General features: G+C 34.8%; 14 protein-coding genes and 1 tRNA gene. 12 read left to right on the top strand and 3 right to left on the bottom strand.

The window, feature by feature from the left end:
• Window positions 1–9: 9 nt before the first annotated feature.
• The 7 genes from rplK to GMA17_RS08720 all read left to right on the top strand — a co-directional run bounded on the left by rplK (window position 10) and on the right by GMA17_RS08720 (window position 10,840).
• Complete coding sequence (gene rplK, locus GMA17_RS08750; RefSeq protein WP_248395225.1) at window positions 10–450, top strand: 50S ribosomal protein L11; 441 nt, start codon at window positions 10–12, stop codon at window positions 448–450.
• Window positions 451–467: 17 nt separating this feature from the next.
• A complete protein-coding gene (gene rplA, locus GMA17_RS08745; RefSeq protein WP_248395224.1) occupies window positions 468–1,157 on the top strand; it encodes a 50S ribosomal protein L1 in 690 nt (229 codons plus the stop codon).
• Between the two features lie 19 nt (window positions 1,158–1,176).
• Window positions 1,177–1,698 (top strand): 50S ribosomal protein L10, encoded by a 522-nt coding sequence (gene rplJ / locus GMA17_RS08740; protein WP_248395223.1) that lies wholly within the window; start codon window positions 1,177–1,179, stop codon window positions 1,696–1,698.
• 64 nt (window positions 1,699–1,762) lie between these two features.
• On the top strand, window positions 1,763–2,137 hold the full coding sequence (gene rplL / locus GMA17_RS08735) for a 50S ribosomal protein L7/L12 (protein WP_248395222.1): 375 nt from the start codon (window positions 1,763–1,765) through the stop codon (window positions 2,135–2,137).
• A 122-nt stretch (window positions 2,138–2,259) separates the two neighbouring features.
• Complete coding sequence (gene rpoB / locus GMA17_RS08730; protein ID WP_248395221.1) at window positions 2,260–6,072, top strand: DNA-directed RNA polymerase subunit beta; 3,813 nt, start codon at window positions 2,260–2,262, stop codon at window positions 6,070–6,072.
• A gap of 91 nt (window positions 6,073–6,163) precedes the next feature.
• Window positions 6,164–10,465 carry a DNA-directed RNA polymerase subunit beta' gene (gene rpoC, locus GMA17_RS08725; protein WP_248395220.1) on the top strand — a complete coding sequence of 1,434 codons (4,302 nt, stop codon included), beginning with the start codon at window positions 6,164–6,166 and terminating at the stop codon, window positions 10,463–10,465.
• 57 nt (window positions 10,466–10,522) lie between these two features.
• Complete coding sequence (locus tag GMA17_RS08720) at window positions 10,523–10,840, top strand: DUF3467 domain-containing protein (RefSeq protein ID WP_248395219.1); 318 nt, start codon at window positions 10,523–10,525, stop codon at window positions 10,838–10,840.
• A 158-nt stretch (window positions 10,841–10,998) separates the two neighbouring features.
• Here the strand turns inward: GMA17_RS08720 and GMA17_RS08715 are convergent, their stop codons facing one another.
• Window positions 10,999–11,229 (bottom strand): (4Fe-4S)-binding protein, encoded by a 231-nt coding sequence (locus GMA17_RS08715; protein WP_248395218.1) that lies wholly within the window; start codon window positions 11,227–11,229, stop codon window positions 10,999–11,001.
• A 147-nt stretch (window positions 11,230–11,376) separates the two neighbouring features.
• Complete coding sequence (locus tag GMA17_RS08710; protein ID WP_248395217.1) at window positions 11,377–12,963, bottom strand: peptide chain release factor 3; 1,587 nt, start codon at window positions 12,961–12,963, stop codon at window positions 11,377–11,379.
• Window positions 12,964–13,088: 125 nt separating this feature from the next.
• Between GMA17_RS08710 and idi the strand changes: the two genes are divergently transcribed.
• From idi to GMA17_RS08685, 5 genes are all read left to right on the top strand, one after another.
• Window positions 13,089–13,616: an isopentenyl-diphosphate Delta-isomerase gene (gene idi / locus GMA17_RS08705; protein WP_248395216.1), complete on the top strand. Its 528-nt coding sequence runs from the start codon at window positions 13,089–13,091 to the stop codon at window positions 13,614–13,616.
• On the top strand, window positions 13,613–14,023 hold the full coding sequence (locus tag GMA17_RS08700) for a 6-carboxytetrahydropterin synthase (RefSeq protein WP_248395215.1): 411 nt from the start codon (window positions 13,613–13,615) through the stop codon (window positions 14,021–14,023). Before idi ends, GMA17_RS08700 begins: the two co-directional genes overlap by 4 nt.
• Window positions 14,023–14,994, top strand: coding sequence for a type I phosphomannose isomerase catalytic subunit (locus GMA17_RS08695; RefSeq protein WP_248395214.1), 972 nt, complete (start codon window positions 14,023–14,025; stop codon window positions 14,992–14,994). The genes GMA17_RS08700 and GMA17_RS08695 overlap by 1 nt, the downstream gene beginning before the upstream one ends.
• 94 nt (window positions 14,995–15,088) lie before the next feature.
• Window positions 15,089–15,358, top strand: a complete 270-nt coding sequence (locus GMA17_RS08690; RefSeq protein WP_066251171.1) for a hypothetical protein — start codon at window positions 15,089–15,091, stop codon at window positions 15,356–15,358.
• 59 nt (window positions 15,359–15,417) lie between these two features.
• Window positions 15,418–15,491, top strand: a tRNA-Thr gene (locus GMA17_RS08685).
• A gap of 139 nt (window positions 15,492–15,630) precedes the next feature.
• Here GMA17_RS08685 and GMA17_RS08680 read toward each other — a convergent pair.
• Window positions 15,631–16,236, bottom strand: coding sequence for a hypothetical protein (locus GMA17_RS08680; RefSeq protein ID WP_248395213.1), 606 nt, complete (start codon window positions 16,234–16,236; stop codon window positions 15,631–15,633).
• Between the last annotated feature and the right edge of the window lie 30 nt (window positions 16,237–16,266).

Genomic DNA, 16,266 nt, shown 5'->3' with positions numbered 1-16,266 from the left:
TTATTAAAAATGGCAAAAGAGTTAAGTAAAGTAGTTAAACTACAAGTAAGGGGAGGTGCAGCGAATCCGTCGCCACCGGTTGGACCCGCTTTAGGTGCCGCTGGAGTTAATATCATGGAGTTCTGTAAGCAGTTTAATGCTAGAACACAAGATAAGCCTGGTAAAGTTTTACCAGTGGTTATTATGGTATACAAAGACAAATCATTTGACTTTGTTATCAAAACGCCTCCTGCAGCTGTACAATTATTAGAAGCGGCCAAAGTGAAAAAGGGTTCAGGTGAACCACACATTAAAAAAGTAGCAAAAGTTTCTTGGGATCAGGTTAGAACCATCGCTGAAGATAAAATGCAAGATCTAAATGCATTTACAATCGAAAAAGCCATGACAATGGTTGCGGGTACTGCTAGATCAATGGGTATAACTGTTAAAGGCGGTACTGCCCCTAATTAATCTAAAAAAATTGTAAAATGGCAAGATTAACAAAGAAACAAAAAGAAGCTGTAGCAAAAATCGAGAAAGGTAGAGTATACTCTGTCGGTGAAGCTTCAGCATTAGTAAAAGAAATAACCAATACTAAGTTTGATGCATCTGTTGATTTGGCAATACGTTTAGGCGTAGATCCAAGAAAAGCAAATCAAATGGTAAGAGGCGTTGTAACGCTTCCTCACGGTACTGGTAAAGACGTAAAAGTTTTAGCATTAGTAACACCAGATAAAGAAGCAGAAGCTAAAGAAGCTGGTGCAGATTACGTTGGTTTAGATGAATACCTTGATAAAATTAAAGGTGGTTGGACAAACGTAGATGTTATTGTAACTATGCCAAGCGTTATGGGTAAATTAGGTCCTTTAGGACGTGTATTAGGTCCTCGTGGTTTAATGCCTAACCCAAAGACAGGTACAGTAACAATGGATATTGCTAAAGCTGTTAGCGATGTAAAAGCTGGTAAAATTGATTTTAAAGTTGATAAAACTGGTATTGTACACGCATCAATAGGTAAAGCATCTTTCAGTGCTGATAAAATTGCAGGTAATGCAAACGAATTATTACAAACAATAATGAAACTTAAACCAACTGCTGCTAAAGGAGTTTATGTGAAGAGCATTTTTATGTCTAGTACCATGAGTCCAAGTATAGCTGTAGATAATAAAATTGGTTAAGTAGTTTAAAACTTTTATTATGACTAGAGAAGAAAAATCACAAGTAATTAAAGAATTAACTGCGCAATTAGCCGATAATAATATTATTTATTTAGCAGATATTTCCGGATTAAACGCAGGATCGACATCAGATTTACGTCGTGCTTGTTTTAAGGCAAATATAAAATTGGCCGTAGTTAAAAATACCTTGCTTGAAAAAGCAATGGAAGCATCAGATAAAGATTTTGGCAACCTTCCTTCAACATTAAAGGGAAATACGTCAATCATGTATTCTGAAGTTGGTAATGCACCAGCTAAAGTTATTCAGAACTTCCGTAAAAAATCAAAAATGCCACTTTTAAAAGGAGCATTTATTGAGGAAGCTATATACCTTGGCGACGAAAACTTAGACGCTTTAGTAAATATTAAATCTAAAGAAGAAGTTATCGGTGATATTATTGGCTTATTACAATCACCAGCTAAAAACGTTATTTCAGCACTTAAATCAAGTGGTGGTAAATTAGCAGGTATTTTAAAAACACTATCTGAAAAAGAAGGATAGTCACAAATAGTACGCACTTAATTACAATTATATTATTATTAAAATTTATTAAAACGATAGAAAAATGGCAGATTTAAAAGATTTCGCAGAACAATTAGTAAACTTAACAGTAAAAGAAGTTAACGAATTAGCAACTATATTAAAAGATGAGTATGGTATCGAGCCTGCAGCAGCTGCTGTAGCTATGGCTGGTCCTGCTGCTGGTGGTGGAGACGCTGCTGAAGAGCAAACAGAATTTGATGTAATCCTTAAAGCCGCTGGTGGTTCTAAATTAGCAGTTGTAAAACTAGTTAAAGAATTAACTGGATTAGGATTAAAAGAAGCTAAAGAATTAGTTGATGGTGCTCCAAGCCCTATCAAAGAAGGTGTTTCTAAAGACGAAGCAGAAGCTCTAAAATCTCAATTAGAGGAAGCAGGAGCAGAGGTTGAGCTTAAGTAATTTAAGCACTCTAAAACATTACGGTTTAGGTCTAAAGTGAACACTTTTAGGCCTAGACCATTTTGCGTATATAATCGTTACATACGCTATTTTATTTTTTTTAATCAAAATTCCGCCCATTGATGTTAACAAAACAAGCTGAAAGATTAAATTTCTCGTCTATTATCAATAGAACAGAATATCCTGACTTTATGGATATTCAGATAAAATCCTTCCAGGATTTTTTCCAGCTAGAAACTAAATCTGAAGAAAGAGGAGACGAAGGTTTATATAATACCTTTCTGGAAAATTTCCCAATTACAGACACACGTAATCAATTTGTTTTAGAATTTTTAGATTACTTTATTGATCCACCACGTTATACAATTGAAGAATGTATAGAACGTGGACTTACATATAGCGTACCGCTCAAGGCAAGACTTAAACTGTACTGTACAGATCCTGAACATGAGGATTTCGAGACCATTGTTCAAGATGTGTACTTAGGAACAATTCCTTATATGACACCTTCTGGTACTTTCTGTATCAATGGTGCAGAGCGTGTAGTTGTATCGCAGTTACACAGATCACCAGGTGTATTCTTTGGTCAATCATTCCATGCCAATGGAACAAAATTATATTCAGCCAGAGTTATTCCATTTAAAGGATCATGGATTGAATTCGCAACGGACATCAACCAAGTGATGTATGCGTATATCGACCGTAAGAAAAAATTACCTGTAACAACGTTATTCAGAGCCATTGGTTTTGAACGTGATAAAGATATTTTAGAAATATTTGACCTTGCTGAAGAAATTAAAGTTTCTAAAGCAGGACTTAAAAAAGTATTAGGACGTAAGCTTGCAGCGCGTGTTCTTAACACATGGCATGAGGATTTTGTTGATGAAGATACTGGAGAAGTAGTTTCAATTGAGCGTAACGAGATTGTATTAGATAGAGATACCGTTCTTGATAAAGATAATATTGAAGAAATTCTTGAAACAAGTGTGAAAACCGTTCTTTTACATAAAGAAAGCGCACAACAAGGAGATTACGCAATTATTCATAATACCTTACAAAAAGATCCAACAAACTCTGAAAAAGAAGCTGTTGAACATATATACCGTCAATTACGTAATGCAGAGCCACCAGATGAGGAAACTGCACGTGGTATTATTGACAAATTATTCTTTTCAGACCAACGCTACTCTTTAGGAGAAGTAGGTCGTTATAGAATGAATAAAAAATTAGGTCTTGATATTGGTATGGATAAGCAAGTGCTTACCAAAGAAGATATAATTACTATCATTAAATACTTAATTGAACTTATCAACTCTAAAGCAGAGATTGATGATATTGATCACTTATCTAACCGTCGTGTACGTACAGTTGGTGAGCAATTGTCACAACAATTTGGTGTTGGTTTAGCACGTATGGCGCGAACTATTCGTGAGCGTATGAATGTACGTGACAACGAAGTATTTACACCTATCGATTTAATTAATGCCAAGACTTTATCGTCTGTTATTAATTCATTCTTTGGTACTAACCAATTATCGCAATTCATGGATCAAACCAATCCACTTGCTGAAATTACGCACAAGCGTCGTTTATCAGCTCTTGGACCTGGTGGTTTATCTCGTGAAAGAGCAGGGTTTGAGGTGCGTGACGTTCACTACACACACTACGGACGTTTATGTCCTATTGAAACACCAGAAGGACCAAACATTGGTTTAATTTCGTCACTTTCTGTGTTTGCTAAAGTGAATTCTATGGGATTCATTGAAACGCCTTACCGTAAAGTTACAGATGGTGTTGTAGATATTAAGAGCACCCCTACGTACTTAAGTGCTGAAGAGGAAGAAGATAAATTAATTGCACAAGCAACTGTTAAGGTTGATGACAATGGTAAAATTTTACATGATAAGGTAATTGCGCGGATGGAAGGTGACTTCCCAGTAATTGACCCAAGTGAAATTGACTATACTGATGTAGCGCCAAATCAAATTGCATCTATTTCGGCTTCATTAATTCCATTCTTGGAGCATGATGATGCCAACCGTGCATTAATGGGATCTAACATGATGCGTCAGGCCGTACCATTATTACGTCCGCAAGCACCAATTGTTGGAACAGGATTAGAAAGACAAGTAGCATCAGATTCGCGTGTATTAATAAACGCCGAAGGAAGTGGTGTTGTAGAATATGTTGACGCTAACGAAATTACTATCAAGTACGATAGAACTGAAGATGAAGCAAAAGTAAGCTTTGAAAGCGACACAAAAACATATCCACTTGTTAAGTTCAGAAAAACCAACCAAGGAACTTCCATTAATTTAAAGCCAATTGTTCAAAAGGGTGATAAAATTAAGAAAGGTCAAGTTCTTTGTGAAGGTTATGCAACACAAAAGGGAGAATTAGCTTTAGGTAGAAATATGAAAGTAGCCTTTATGCCTTGGAAAGGGTATAACTTTGAGGATGCTATTGTAATTTCTGAAGAAGTTGTTAGAAATGATGTATTTACATCAATTCATATTGATGAGTATTCATTGGAAGTTCGTGATACTAAATTAGGTAACGAAGAATTAACGAATGATATCCCTAACGTTTCAGAAGAAGCAACTAAAGATTTAGATGAACACGGTATGATTCGTGTTGGAGCAGAAGTGAAGCCTGGTGATATTCTTATTGGTAAAATTACACCAAAAGGGGAATCAGATCCAACTCCTGAAGAAAAATTATTACGTGCTATTTTTGGTGATAAAGCTGGTGATGTGAAAGATGCATCATTAAAAGCGTCGCCATCATTACACGGTGTAGTAATTGATAAAAAATTATTTGCTCGTGCCGTTAAAGATAAGCGCAAGAGAGCTCAAGATAAAGAAGATATTGCTGCATTAGAAGCGTTATACTTCAAAAAGTTTGATGATTTACAAGATATTTTAGTTGAAAAACTATTCACTATTGTATCTGGTAAAACAGCGCAAGGTGTTTTTAATGATTTAGGTGAAGAAGTACTACCAAAAGGTAAGAAATATACACTTAAAATGTTAAATGCTGTAGATGATTATACCCACTTAACTGCTGGATCTTGGACTACTGATGATTATACAAATAAATTAGTAGCCGATTTAATTCATAACTACAAAATTAAAGAAAACGACTTACAAGGTTCTTTACGTCGTGAGAAGTTTACGATTTCTGTAGGTGATGAATTACCAGCTGGTATTATCAAATTAGCTAAAGTTTACATTGCTAAAAAACGTAAACTTAAAGTTGGTGATAAAATGGCAGGTCGTCATGGTAACAAAGGTATTGTAGCGCGTATTGTTCGTCAAGAAGATATGCCATTCCTTGAAGACGGAACACCTGTTGATATTGTTTTAAATCCACTTGGTGTACCATCTCGTATGAACATTGGGCAGATTTATGAAACTGTTCTTGGTTGGGCAGGTCAGAAATTAAATCGTACGTATGCGACGCCTATTTTTGATGGTGCAACCTTAGACCAAATTAATGAATTTACAGATGAGGCTGGAATTCCAAGATTTGGACATACCTATCTATATGATGGTGGAACAGGAAACCGTTTTGATCAGCCAGCAACCGTAGGTGTTATCTACATGCTGAAACTAGGTCACATGGTGGACGATAAAATGCACGCACGTTCTATTGGACCATACTCATTAATTACGCAACAGCCATTAGGTGGTAAAGCACAATTTGGTGGTCAGCGTTTTGGAGAAATGGAAGTTTGGGCATTAGAAGCTTATGGAGCATCTGCAACATTAAGAGAAATATTGACCGTTAAATCTGATGATGTAATTGGTAGAGCTAAAACATACGAAAGTATAGTTAAAGGTGAGCCAATGCCAGAACCAGGATTGCCAGAATCTTTCAACGTGCTTATGCATGAATTGAAAGGTTTAGCACTGGATATCAGATTAGAAGAGTAATATTTACGGGACAATTCGTAACTGGCCCAAATAAAAAAAACCGTTGTATGTAAGGGCAGTCTTCGGGCTGTCCATACTAAAAACATAAAACATGGCAAGAAAACAAGATAAGAATACAGTACAGAGATTTAATAAAATCTCCATTGGTTTAGCATCACCAGAGTCTATTTTAGCAGAATCTCGCGGTGAAGTTCTAAAGCCAGAAACTATCAATTATCGAACTCATAAACCAGAACGTGATGGTTTATTCTGTGAGCGTATTTTTGGTCCTGTAAAGGATTATGAATGTGCCTGTGGTAAATATAAACGCATTAGATATAAAGGTATCGTATGTGACCGTTGTGGTGTAGAAGTAACTGAAAAGAAAGTACGTCGTGATCGTGTTGGACACATTAATTTAGTGGTTCCAGTGGCGCACATTTGGTACTTCCGTTCATTACCAAATAAAATTGGTTACCTACTTGGTTTACCTTCTAAGAAATTAGATATGATTATTTACTACGAACGTTATGTAGTAATTCAACCAGGTATTGCTAAAAATGCAGAAGGAGAACCAGTTCAGAAAATGGACTTCCTTACTGAAGAAGAATACTTAAACATATTAGAAACCCTACCAAAAGAGAATCAATATTTGGACGATACAGATCCAAATAAATTCTTGGCTAAAATGGGTGCGGAATGTTTAATTGAGCTTTTATCACGTATTAATTTAGATGAATTATCATTTGAATTACGTCATAAAGCAAATACAGAAACATCAAAACAACGTAAAACAGAAGCTTTAAAGCGTTTACAAGTTGTTGAAGCTTTGCGCGAGTCTAACGAAAATCGTGAGAATCGTGCGGAATGGATGATTTTAAAAGTTATTCCAATTATTCCACCAGAATTGCGTCCGTTAGTGCCGTTAGATGGTGGTCGTTTTGCAACATCCGATTTAAATGATTTATATCGTCGTGTTATTATTCGTAATAACCGATTAAAGCGTTTGGTTGAAATTAAAGCACCAGAAGTTATTTTACGTAACGAAAAACGTATGTTACAGGAATCTGTAGATTCGTTATTGGATAATACACGTAAATCATCTGCTGTTAAAACAGATTCTAACAGACCATTAAAATCCTTATCAGATTCATTAAAAGGTAAGCAAGGACGTTTCCGTCAAAACTTGCTTGGTAAGCGTGTAGATTATTCAGCACGTTCTGTAATTGTTGTTGGACCAGAATTAAAATTATTCGAATGTGGTATTCCTAAGGATATGGCAGCCGAATTATACAAACCTTTTGTAATTAGAAAACTAATTGAAAGAGGTATTGTTAAAACTGTAAAATCTGCGAAGAAAATTATAGATAAAAGAGAGCCTGTGGTTTGGGATATTTTGGAAAATGTACTTAAAGGACATCCAGTATTACTTAACCGTGCGCCTACGCTTCACCGATTAGGTATTCAAGCTTTCCAACCAAAATTAATTGAAGGAAAAGCTATTCAGTTACACCCATTAGTTACCACGGCATTTAACGCCGATTTTGATGGTGATCAAATGGCTGTGCATTTACCATTAGGACCTGAAGCTATTTTAGAATGTCAGTTATTAATGTTAGCCTCGCATAATATTTTAAACCCAGCTAATGGTTCGCCAGTAGCAGTACCTTCTCAAGATATGGTACTTGGTTTATATTATATGACTAAAGAACGTATATCAACAGACGAAGTTAAAATTAAAGGTGAAGGCTTAACATTCTATTCGCCTGAAGAAGTAGTAATTGCTTATAATGAAGGTCGTGTAGACTTAAATGCGTCCATCAGAGTAAGAACTTATGCTTTTAACGAAGCGGAAGAACTAACATTACAAGTAATAAACACTACAGTAGGTCGTGTATTATTTAATGATAAAGTACCTCATGCTGCTGGTTATATTAATGAAGTATTGACTAAAAAATCACTACGTAATATTATTGGTGATATTTTAAAAGTAACAAGTGTGCCAGAAACGGCTGCTTTCCTAGATGAAATTAAAACATTAGGTTACAACTTTGCATTCCAAGGTGGACTATCATTTAGTTTAGGAGATATTATTATCCCACCAGAAAAACAATCTATGATTGATGGTGCAAACCTTAAGGTTGACGGTATTATGGCCAATTATAACATGGGTCTTATTACCAACAACGAACGTTATAACCAAGTTATTGATATTTGGACATCTACAAATGCCGAATTGACTGAACTGTCTATGAAGCGTATTCGTGAAGATCAACAAGGTTTCAACTCGGTGTATATGATGCTTGATTCTGGTGCTCGTGGATCTAAAGAACAGATTCGTCAGCTTACAGGTATGCGTGGATTAATGGCGAAACCGAAGAAATCGACTGCAGGTGGTGGAGAAATTATTGAAAATCCAATTCTTTCTAACTTTAAGGAAGGTCTTTCAATTTTAGAATACTTTATCTCAACACACGGTGCACGTAAAGGTCTTGCCGATACGGCTCTTAAAACGGCCGATGCTGGTTACTTAACACGTCGTTTGGTAGATGTATCACAAGATGTTATTGTAAATAGTGTTGATTGTGGTACGTTACGTGGTGTAGAAGTTTCACCATTAAAGAAAAATGATGAAGTTGTTGAAACTTTAGCAGAGCGTATTTTAGGTCGTATTTCTTTAAACGATGTTTACAACCCATTAACAGATGAGTTATTGGTTGGAGCAAACGAGATGATTGATGAAGTTATTGCTAAAACAATTCAAAACTCACCAGTAGATGCTGTTGAAGTACGTTCCGCATTAACATGTGAAGCTAAACAAGGTATTTGCGCCAAGTGTTACGGTCGTAATTTAGCAACCGGAAAAATGGTACAGAGTGGAGAAGCTGTTGGTGTTGTAGCCGCACAATCTATTGGAGAACCAGGTACGCAGTTAACCTTACGTACATTCCACGTAGGTGGTATTGCAGGTAACATTTCGGAAGACAACAAATTGATAGTTAAATTCGATGGTATTGCAGAAATTGATGAGCTTAAAACTATTAAGGGTGAAGACTCTGATGGAAACCCAGCTAACATGGTTATCTCACGTACTTCTGAATTAAAATTAATTGATAAGAAAACAGGTATCACATTAAGTACCAATAACATTCCTTATGGTTCTACTATTCTTATTAAGAATGGTGATGCACTTAAGAAAGGTGATGTTGTTTGTTCATGGGATCCATATAACGGTGTAATTATTTCAGAATTTGCTGGTAAAGTACGTTATGAAAACATCGAGCAAGGTGTCACATATCAAGTTGAAATTGATGAGCAAACTGGATTCCAAGAAAAAGTAATTTCTGAATCTAGAAATAAAAAGCTTATTCCAACACTTCATATTGAAGATGCTAAAGGAAACACCATGCGTTCTTACAACTTACCAGTAGGAGCTCACTTAATGATTGACGATGGCGATAAAATTAAAGTTGGTAAAATTTTAGTTAAAATCCCTCGTAAATCTGCCAAGTCTGGTGATATTACCGGTGGTTTACCGCGTGTAACGGAATTATTCGAAGCGCGTAACCCATCTAACCCAGCCGTAGTTAGTGCTATTGATGGTGTGGTATCATTCGGTAAAATTAAGCGTGGTAACCGTGAAATTATTGTAGAATCGAAATTAGGTGAAATTAAGAAGTACTTGGTTAAATTGTCAAATCAAATTCTTGTTCAAGAAAATGACTTTGTAAAAGCAGGTATGCCTTTATCTGATGGTTCTGTTACGCCAAATGATATTTTAAATATTAAAGGCCCTTCAGCGGTTCAGCAATATTTAGTGAACGAAGTACAAGAAGTATATCGTTTACAAGGTGTTAAAATTAATGATAAGCACTTTGAGGTTGTTGTAAGACAAATGATGCGTAAAGTTAGAATCATGGATTCTGGTGATACCACATTCCTTGAAAACCAATTGGTACATAAAGCAGATTTCATTGTAGAAAATGATGATATCTTCGGAATGAAAGTTGTCGAGGATTCAGGTGATTCTGTAAATATTAAGCCAGGTCAGATTATTTCGCCACGTGATTTAAGAGATGAAAATTCTTTATTACGTCGGGAAGATAAGAAGTTAGTTGAAGCACGTGATGCACAACCAGCTACGGCTACACCAATTTTACAAGGTATTACAAGAGCATCGCTACAAACCAAGTCGTTTATATCAGCAGCATCGTTCCAGGAAACTACAAAAGTTCTTAACGAAGCAGCCGTAAATGGTAAGGTAGATACACTTGAAGGTCTTAAGGAAAATGTAATTGTAGGTCACAGAATTCCAGCTGGTACTGGTATGAGATCTTATGAAAACATTATCGTTGGATCCAAGGAAGAGTTTGATGAAATGATGCAAGCTAAACAAGAGGTTAATTATAACTAATTAATAAACTAAAAATAGCGTGAAGAAATTCACGCTATTTTTTTATAATATACTATTATGAGTGATAATCCAAATCAGAAAAAACAAGGACAGATAAATATTGAAATTGATGAGAAAGTAGCAGAAGGGACTTATTCCAATCTAGCTATAATTAATCATTCCGTTTCGGAATTTGTAGTAGATTTTGTTAGCGTTATGCCAGGTACACCTAAAAGTAAGGTGAAATCTCGTATTATTTTAACTCCACAACATGCCAAGCGTTTATTGAAAGCTTTAGGCGAAAACGTGACGCGTTTTGAAAATGCCCATGGTGAAATCAAAGATTACGAGCAACCTCCAATTCCTCTTAATTTTGGTCCTACGGGTCAAGCTTAAAAATAATTGCGTAAACAAATTGAATGGTGTATAGTGAGAGGTTCTCGATATTTTTTTAACGAGCAACCTCCAATTCCTCTTAATTTTGGTCCTACTGGTCAAGCTTAAACTAAAAAAAACCTTTTAATTAAAGGTTTTTTTAGTTTAAAACATTTCTATTAAGATGCCTGCTTTTTGTTTAGGGAAAATTGTAAAGCACCGGAAGGGCACTTCTTTACTTGGCTAATAATATTCTCATCACTGTCCCCTTCCAAGTCTATCCAAGGTATTACGCTCTGCCTAAATACACTAGAAAGCTCTTGTGCACAACGCTCCGCATTTATGCATCTAGTTGGACTGTAGGTTACAGTAATATTCTTATTACTGAAAAACTGGTCTTTAGTTCTCATAGTAATTAATAATTTGGGGTTATTCTAGACTAAAAATAAATAAACAGGTGGCATTTTACACATGTACCTATCGATTAAATGTATTAAAAATTCGATTAAATACAAATTTTTACAAAGTTTTTTCGATTAACAGCTGCTTATACTTAACTAATATTCAGATGTAAAGTGGAATTTAATGTTCGGATATTTCTGCTGGGTCATCTGTAAAGAGAATGGCGAATCCGCTAAAAATACTAACTGATCTTGTTTGTCTTTGGCTAGAAAGCGTTGTTTCACACGAATGAATTCTTTGTATTCATCACTTTTTTTATCCTTGGCCTCAACCCAACAGGCCTTATGAACGTTCAGGTTTTCATAGGTACATTTAGCGCCATATTCATGCTCTAAACGGTATTGAATAACCTCATACTGTAAAGCACCAACAGTTCCAATTACTTTTCGGCCGTTAAGTTCTAACGTAAATAATTGCGCAACGCCTTCATCCATTAATTGATCAATTCCTTTGTATAATTGTTTAGATTTTAATGGATCGGCATTATTAATATATCTAAAATGTTCTGGACTAAAACTTGGCACACCTTTGTAGTTTATAATTTCACCTTCAGTCAAGGTATCACCAATTTTAAAATTACCAGTATCATGCAATCCTACAATATCTCCAGGATAAGAGGTATCTACAATTTCTTTCTTTTCGGCAAAAAAAGCATTTGGACTTGAAAATTTTAATTTCTTGTTATTTCTAACATGTAAATAGGGCTTATTACGCTCAAATTTTCCAGAAACAATTTTAATAAATGCTAAACGGTCTCGATGATTCGGATCCATATTGGCATGAATTTTAAATACGAAACCGGTAAAATTCTTTTCGGCAGGTTTAACTAGGCGTTCTTCGCTTTGTTTTGGTCTTGGTTTTGGTGCAATTTCTACGAAGCAATCCAACAATTCTCTTACACCAAAATTATTTAAAGCAGAACCAAAAAATACAGGTTGTTGCTGCCCGCTTAAATAACTGTCTCTATCAAAAGTTGGGTAAATACCTTCCACTAATTCCACTTCTTCTCGAAGGGTGTTAGCAGCTTTTTCACCAATTAGTTTATCTATTTCACTAGATTGTAAATCAGAAATTTCAATTGTTTCTTCAATATCTTTTCGACTATCACCACTAAATAGGTTGATATTCTTTTCCCATAAATTGTAAATACCCTTAAAGTCATAACCCATTCCTATAGGAAAGCTTAAAGGTACCACACTTAAGCCTAATTTCTGTTCAACTTCATCTAATAAATCGAAAGCATCTTTACCTTCACGATCCATTTTGTTGATGAAAACAATCATAGGAATATTACGCATTCGGCAAACTTCAACTAATTTTTCCGTCTGTTCCTCCACACCTTTGGCCACATCAATCACCACAATTACACTATCCACAGCGGTTAAAGTTCTAAAGGTATCTTCCGCAAAATCCTTGTGTCCAGGTGTATCTAAAATATTAATTTTAATACCATCATATTCAAAAGCCAAAACGGAAGTTGCAACAGATATTCCACGTTGGCGTTCAATTTCCATAAAATCACTAGTTGCACCTTTTTTAATCTTGTTGCTTTTTACAGCACCTGCTTCTTGAATAGCACCACCAAATAATAATAATTTTTCGGTTAAGGTGGTTTTTCCGGCATCTGGATGCGAAATAATACCAAAAGTACGTCGTCTGTTTATCTCTGATGTAAAACTCATATTCTGTTTTAAAATGGGTAGCAAAGATACATTTTATCTATGCAAAAAATGTTATGCTTTGTGGGCTTTTTATTTTTGTGATAAGTTTGTTGTATTTTTAATTTTATGAATGGTATTTTTACGTTATGATTGAAGAACAAGTAATTTTAGTTAATGAAAATGATGAGCAAATTGGGCTTATGGGCAAAATGGAAGCTCATGAAAAAGCATTATTGCATCGTGCATTTTCAGTATTCGTTTTTAATGATAAAAAGGAGTTAATGATTCAGCAACGTGCTATGCACAAATACCATTCTCCTGGATTATGGGCAAATACTTGTTGCAGCCATCAACGTGATGGTGAAAGTAATATTGATGCCGGAAAACGTCGGCTTCAAGAAGAAATGGGGTTTGTAACGGATTTGGAAGAGTCTATTTCATTTATTTACAAAGCGCCTTTTGACAATGGCTTAACTGAACATGAATTTGATCATATTATGATAGGCTATTTTAACGATGCTCCTGAAATAAACCCTGAAGAAGTAGCAGCTTGGAAATGGATGGCTCTAGACTCTATAAAAGAAGATATGAAGCGTCAGCCAGATTTATATACAGCTTGGTTCAAAATTATTTTTCAAAAATTTTATGAACACATTAATATTGCAGAACAATGAGAGTAACCGTAAGTAGAAAAGCACATTTTAATGCAGCTCATCGTTTGTACCGTAAAGACTGGTCAGATCAGAAGAATGATGCTGTTTTTGGCAAATGTAATAACCCTAGTTTTCATGGTCATAATTACGATATGATTGTGAGTGTTACTGGTGAAATTGATCAAGAAACAGGATATGTTGTTGATGTGAAAATTTTAAAGGATTTAATAAAGTCTGAAATTGAAGATGCTTTCGATCATAAAAACCTAAATCTTGATGTTCCTGAATTTCAAGATTTAAACCCTACAGCTGAAAATATTGTGATTGTCATTTTTAATAAGTTACGACCGCATTTAGATGCTAATTTAGACCTTGAGGTTACCCTTTATGAGACACCTCGGAATTTTGTAACCTATTCAGATAAATAATGAAAAATCAATTCTATCCTATAAAATTCAGTCCTATTTTAAAAGATAAAATCTGGGGAGGCGAGAAGTTGAAAAGCATTCTCAATAAGCCGTCAACGGTAAAAAATGTGGGTGAAAGTTGGGAGATAAGTGATGTGGAAGGCGATGTTTCTATGGTTGCTAATGGGAGTTTAAAAGGTCAATCCCTAAAGCATTTATTAAGTACTTATAAAAATGATTTGATAGGCAAACAAAATTATGCGGAATTTGGAAACACCTTTCCTTTGCTTATTAAATTTATTGATGCCAAGGAGGATTTATCCATTCAGTTGCATCCTAATAATACATTAGCCGCCAAACGCCACAATTCCTTTGGTAAAACCGAAATGTGGTATGTAATGCAAGCGGATCAAGATGCGAATTTAATTGTTGGGTTTAATCAACCAATGAACTCAGAAACCTATCTGAAGCATTTAGAAAACAAAACGCTCCCAGAAATTTTAAATTTTGATACGGTTAAAACAGGCGACGCTTATTTCATTGATGTTGGTAGAGTTCATGCTATTGGATCAGGCGTATTGCTAGCAGAAATACAACAAACAAGTGATATTACGTATCGAGTTTACGATTGGGATCGGGTAGATGATGCAGGAAACGAGCGTGAACTTCATATTGATTTAGCTTTGGAAGCTTTCGACTTTAATATGCCTGAAAATTTCAGAGTTAATTATTCAAAAGTAAAAAATAAGGACAATTCTATGGTAACCTGTCCATATTTTACCGTTAATTATTTGAAATTATCCGAGCCACTTATAAAAAGAAATACGAAGGATTCATTCATTATTTATATGTGTGTGGCTGGACAACTCTTGGTAAAAGCAAATGGTTTTAGCACGGCTTTGCAAACTGGCGAAACTGTATTACTCCCAGCCGCCTTAAAGGATTTTGAATTAGTAACTGATAACGCCACATTGCTAGAAGTTTACGTGTAAATAAAAAATAATTTCTTTGTATTTAAATAGCACATCTAAACGGCGGGAATACAATTAAATTAACTACTTTTGTAAAAATTTTAAAATTACTATTATGGCAAATAAAAGAGACCTAAAAAAAGACATCAATTATGTATTAGGTGATATTATTGAAGCAGTTTATGTTTGGGAATACTCAAACACAGACAAGGATACAAAAAAGAGTGAAGCAATTATTGACGAAGCAATCGCAACGTTTGATACCTTAATTGTTAAAGTAAACGATAGAAGTGTTGAAGATAAAAAAGCACACTTTAAAGCTATTAATGCGGAACTTGAAGAAAAAGGACGTGCATTAATCGAAAAAATTAATAAACTAGGATAAAAAAATAGAGAAAAATAGTTGCACATGTAATTTTCAGGATTATATTTGCAGCTTCTTTTGCCGATGTAGCTCAGCTGGCTAGAGCAGCTGATTTGTAATCAGCAGGTCGTGGGTTCGAGTCCCTCCATCGGCTCTAAAGTTTAAACTCCAATACTAGAAATAGGTTGGAGTTTTTTTTGTTTATATAGTTTTCTTGGAATGAGAGGCCTGTCTTACGTATAGTTAAATGAAATTATAAAACTTTTTATAATATATAAAATAGTTTGAAGTTGTCATTTAGGAACTTTAATGGTTTTGTTGATGTTTTCAATTGATTCCAGCAAGTATTTCGTTGAGTTTCCATGCGTGTTTGTTCCTTTTGCTTTTAAAACGATAAAATTGAACGGTGGTTTTATTTCCATTCCTAGCAATGTCTCTAGAGTGGATAATTTGTACAAATGAAACAAACTTTGGTCAGCTTTTTTAACGGTTAACTTATATTTGGCTATTCGCTTATTTTCTGCATTGAAAATTTTAAATATGACCTCACTTGTTTCCGCAATGTTATCTGATTTCGATTCAACAAATTCAAACGTATAGTTTCGTACCTTACTTAATAAAGAATCCGTTTTTAAATAAGTTAGTTTTTGAGAGTCCACCGGATTTTCATAAAGATAATGCTGTTGTTTTATCTTTAAATCAAATATTCTTGAAACAACTAGTTCCTCACGATTAAATACTTCCATAAAAAAAGAATCATCTTTTGAGTTAAAGAAAAACACCCGTGTATGACCTAAAAATTTACTTGTAACTTTTTTATCGAAGGTGTAATCTTGCCCATAACTCATGTGGGTGACTACACACACTAACAAGAAACTTAAAACTTTTAACGCCTTCATGATATTTTTAAATTATGTTATGTTACAGTG

Source organism: Bizionia sp. M204, from assembly GCF_023205095.1.
Taxonomy (GTDB): Bacteria; Bacteroidota; Bacteroidia; order Flavobacteriales; family Flavobacteriaceae; genus Algorimicrobium; species Algorimicrobium hallyeonense.
This window is presented reverse-complemented; position numbering and strand designations above follow the sequence as displayed.

Bases quoted from the DNA above. Each gene is read 5' to 3' on its own strand.
- rpoC (WP_248395220.1), top strand. From the start codon at position 6,164: ATGGCAAGAAAACAAGATAAGAATACAGTACAGAGATTTAATAAAATC.
- GMA17_RS08700 (WP_248395215.1), top strand. From the start codon at position 13,613: ATGAGAGTAACCGTAAGTAGAAAAGCACATTTTAATGCAGCTCATCGT.
- rplJ (WP_248395223.1), top strand. From the start codon at position 1,177: ATGACTAGAGAAGAAAAATCACAAGTAATTAAAGAATTAACTGCGCAA.
- GMA17_RS08680 (WP_248395213.1), bottom strand. From the start codon at position 16,236: ATGAAGGCGTTAAAAGTTTTAAGTTTCTTGTTAGTGTGTGTAGTCACC.
- GMA17_RS08695 (WP_248395214.1), top strand. From the start codon at position 14,023: ATGAAAAATCAATTCTATCCTATAAAATTCAGTCCTATTTTAAAAGAT.
- GMA17_RS08710 (WP_248395217.1), bottom strand. From the start codon at position 12,963: ATGAGTTTTACATCAGAGATAAACAGACGACGTACTTTTGGTATTATT.
- idi (WP_248395216.1), top strand. From the start codon at position 13,089: ATGATTGAAGAACAAGTAATTTTAGTTAATGAAAATGATGAGCAAATT.
- GMA17_RS08720 (WP_248395219.1), top strand. From the start codon at position 10,523: ATGAGTGATAATCCAAATCAGAAAAAACAAGGACAGATAAATATTGAA.
- GMA17_RS08690 (WP_066251171.1), top strand. From the start codon at position 15,089: ATGGCAAATAAAAGAGACCTAAAAAAAGACATCAATTATGTATTAGGT.
- rplA (WP_248395224.1), top strand. From the start codon at position 468: ATGGCAAGATTAACAAAGAAACAAAAAGAAGCTGTAGCAAAAATCGAG.
- rplK (WP_248395225.1), top strand. From the start codon at position 10: ATGGCAAAAGAGTTAAGTAAAGTAGTTAAACTACAAGTAAGGGGAGGT.
- rpoB (WP_248395221.1), top strand. From the start codon at position 2,260: ATGTTAACAAAACAAGCTGAAAGATTAAATTTCTCGTCTATTATCAAT.
- rplL (WP_248395222.1), top strand. From the start codon at position 1,763: ATGGCAGATTTAAAAGATTTCGCAGAACAATTAGTAAACTTAACAGTA.
- GMA17_RS08715 (WP_248395218.1), bottom strand. From the start codon at position 11,229: ATGAGAACTAAAGACCAGTTTTTCAGTAATAAGAATATTACTGTAACC.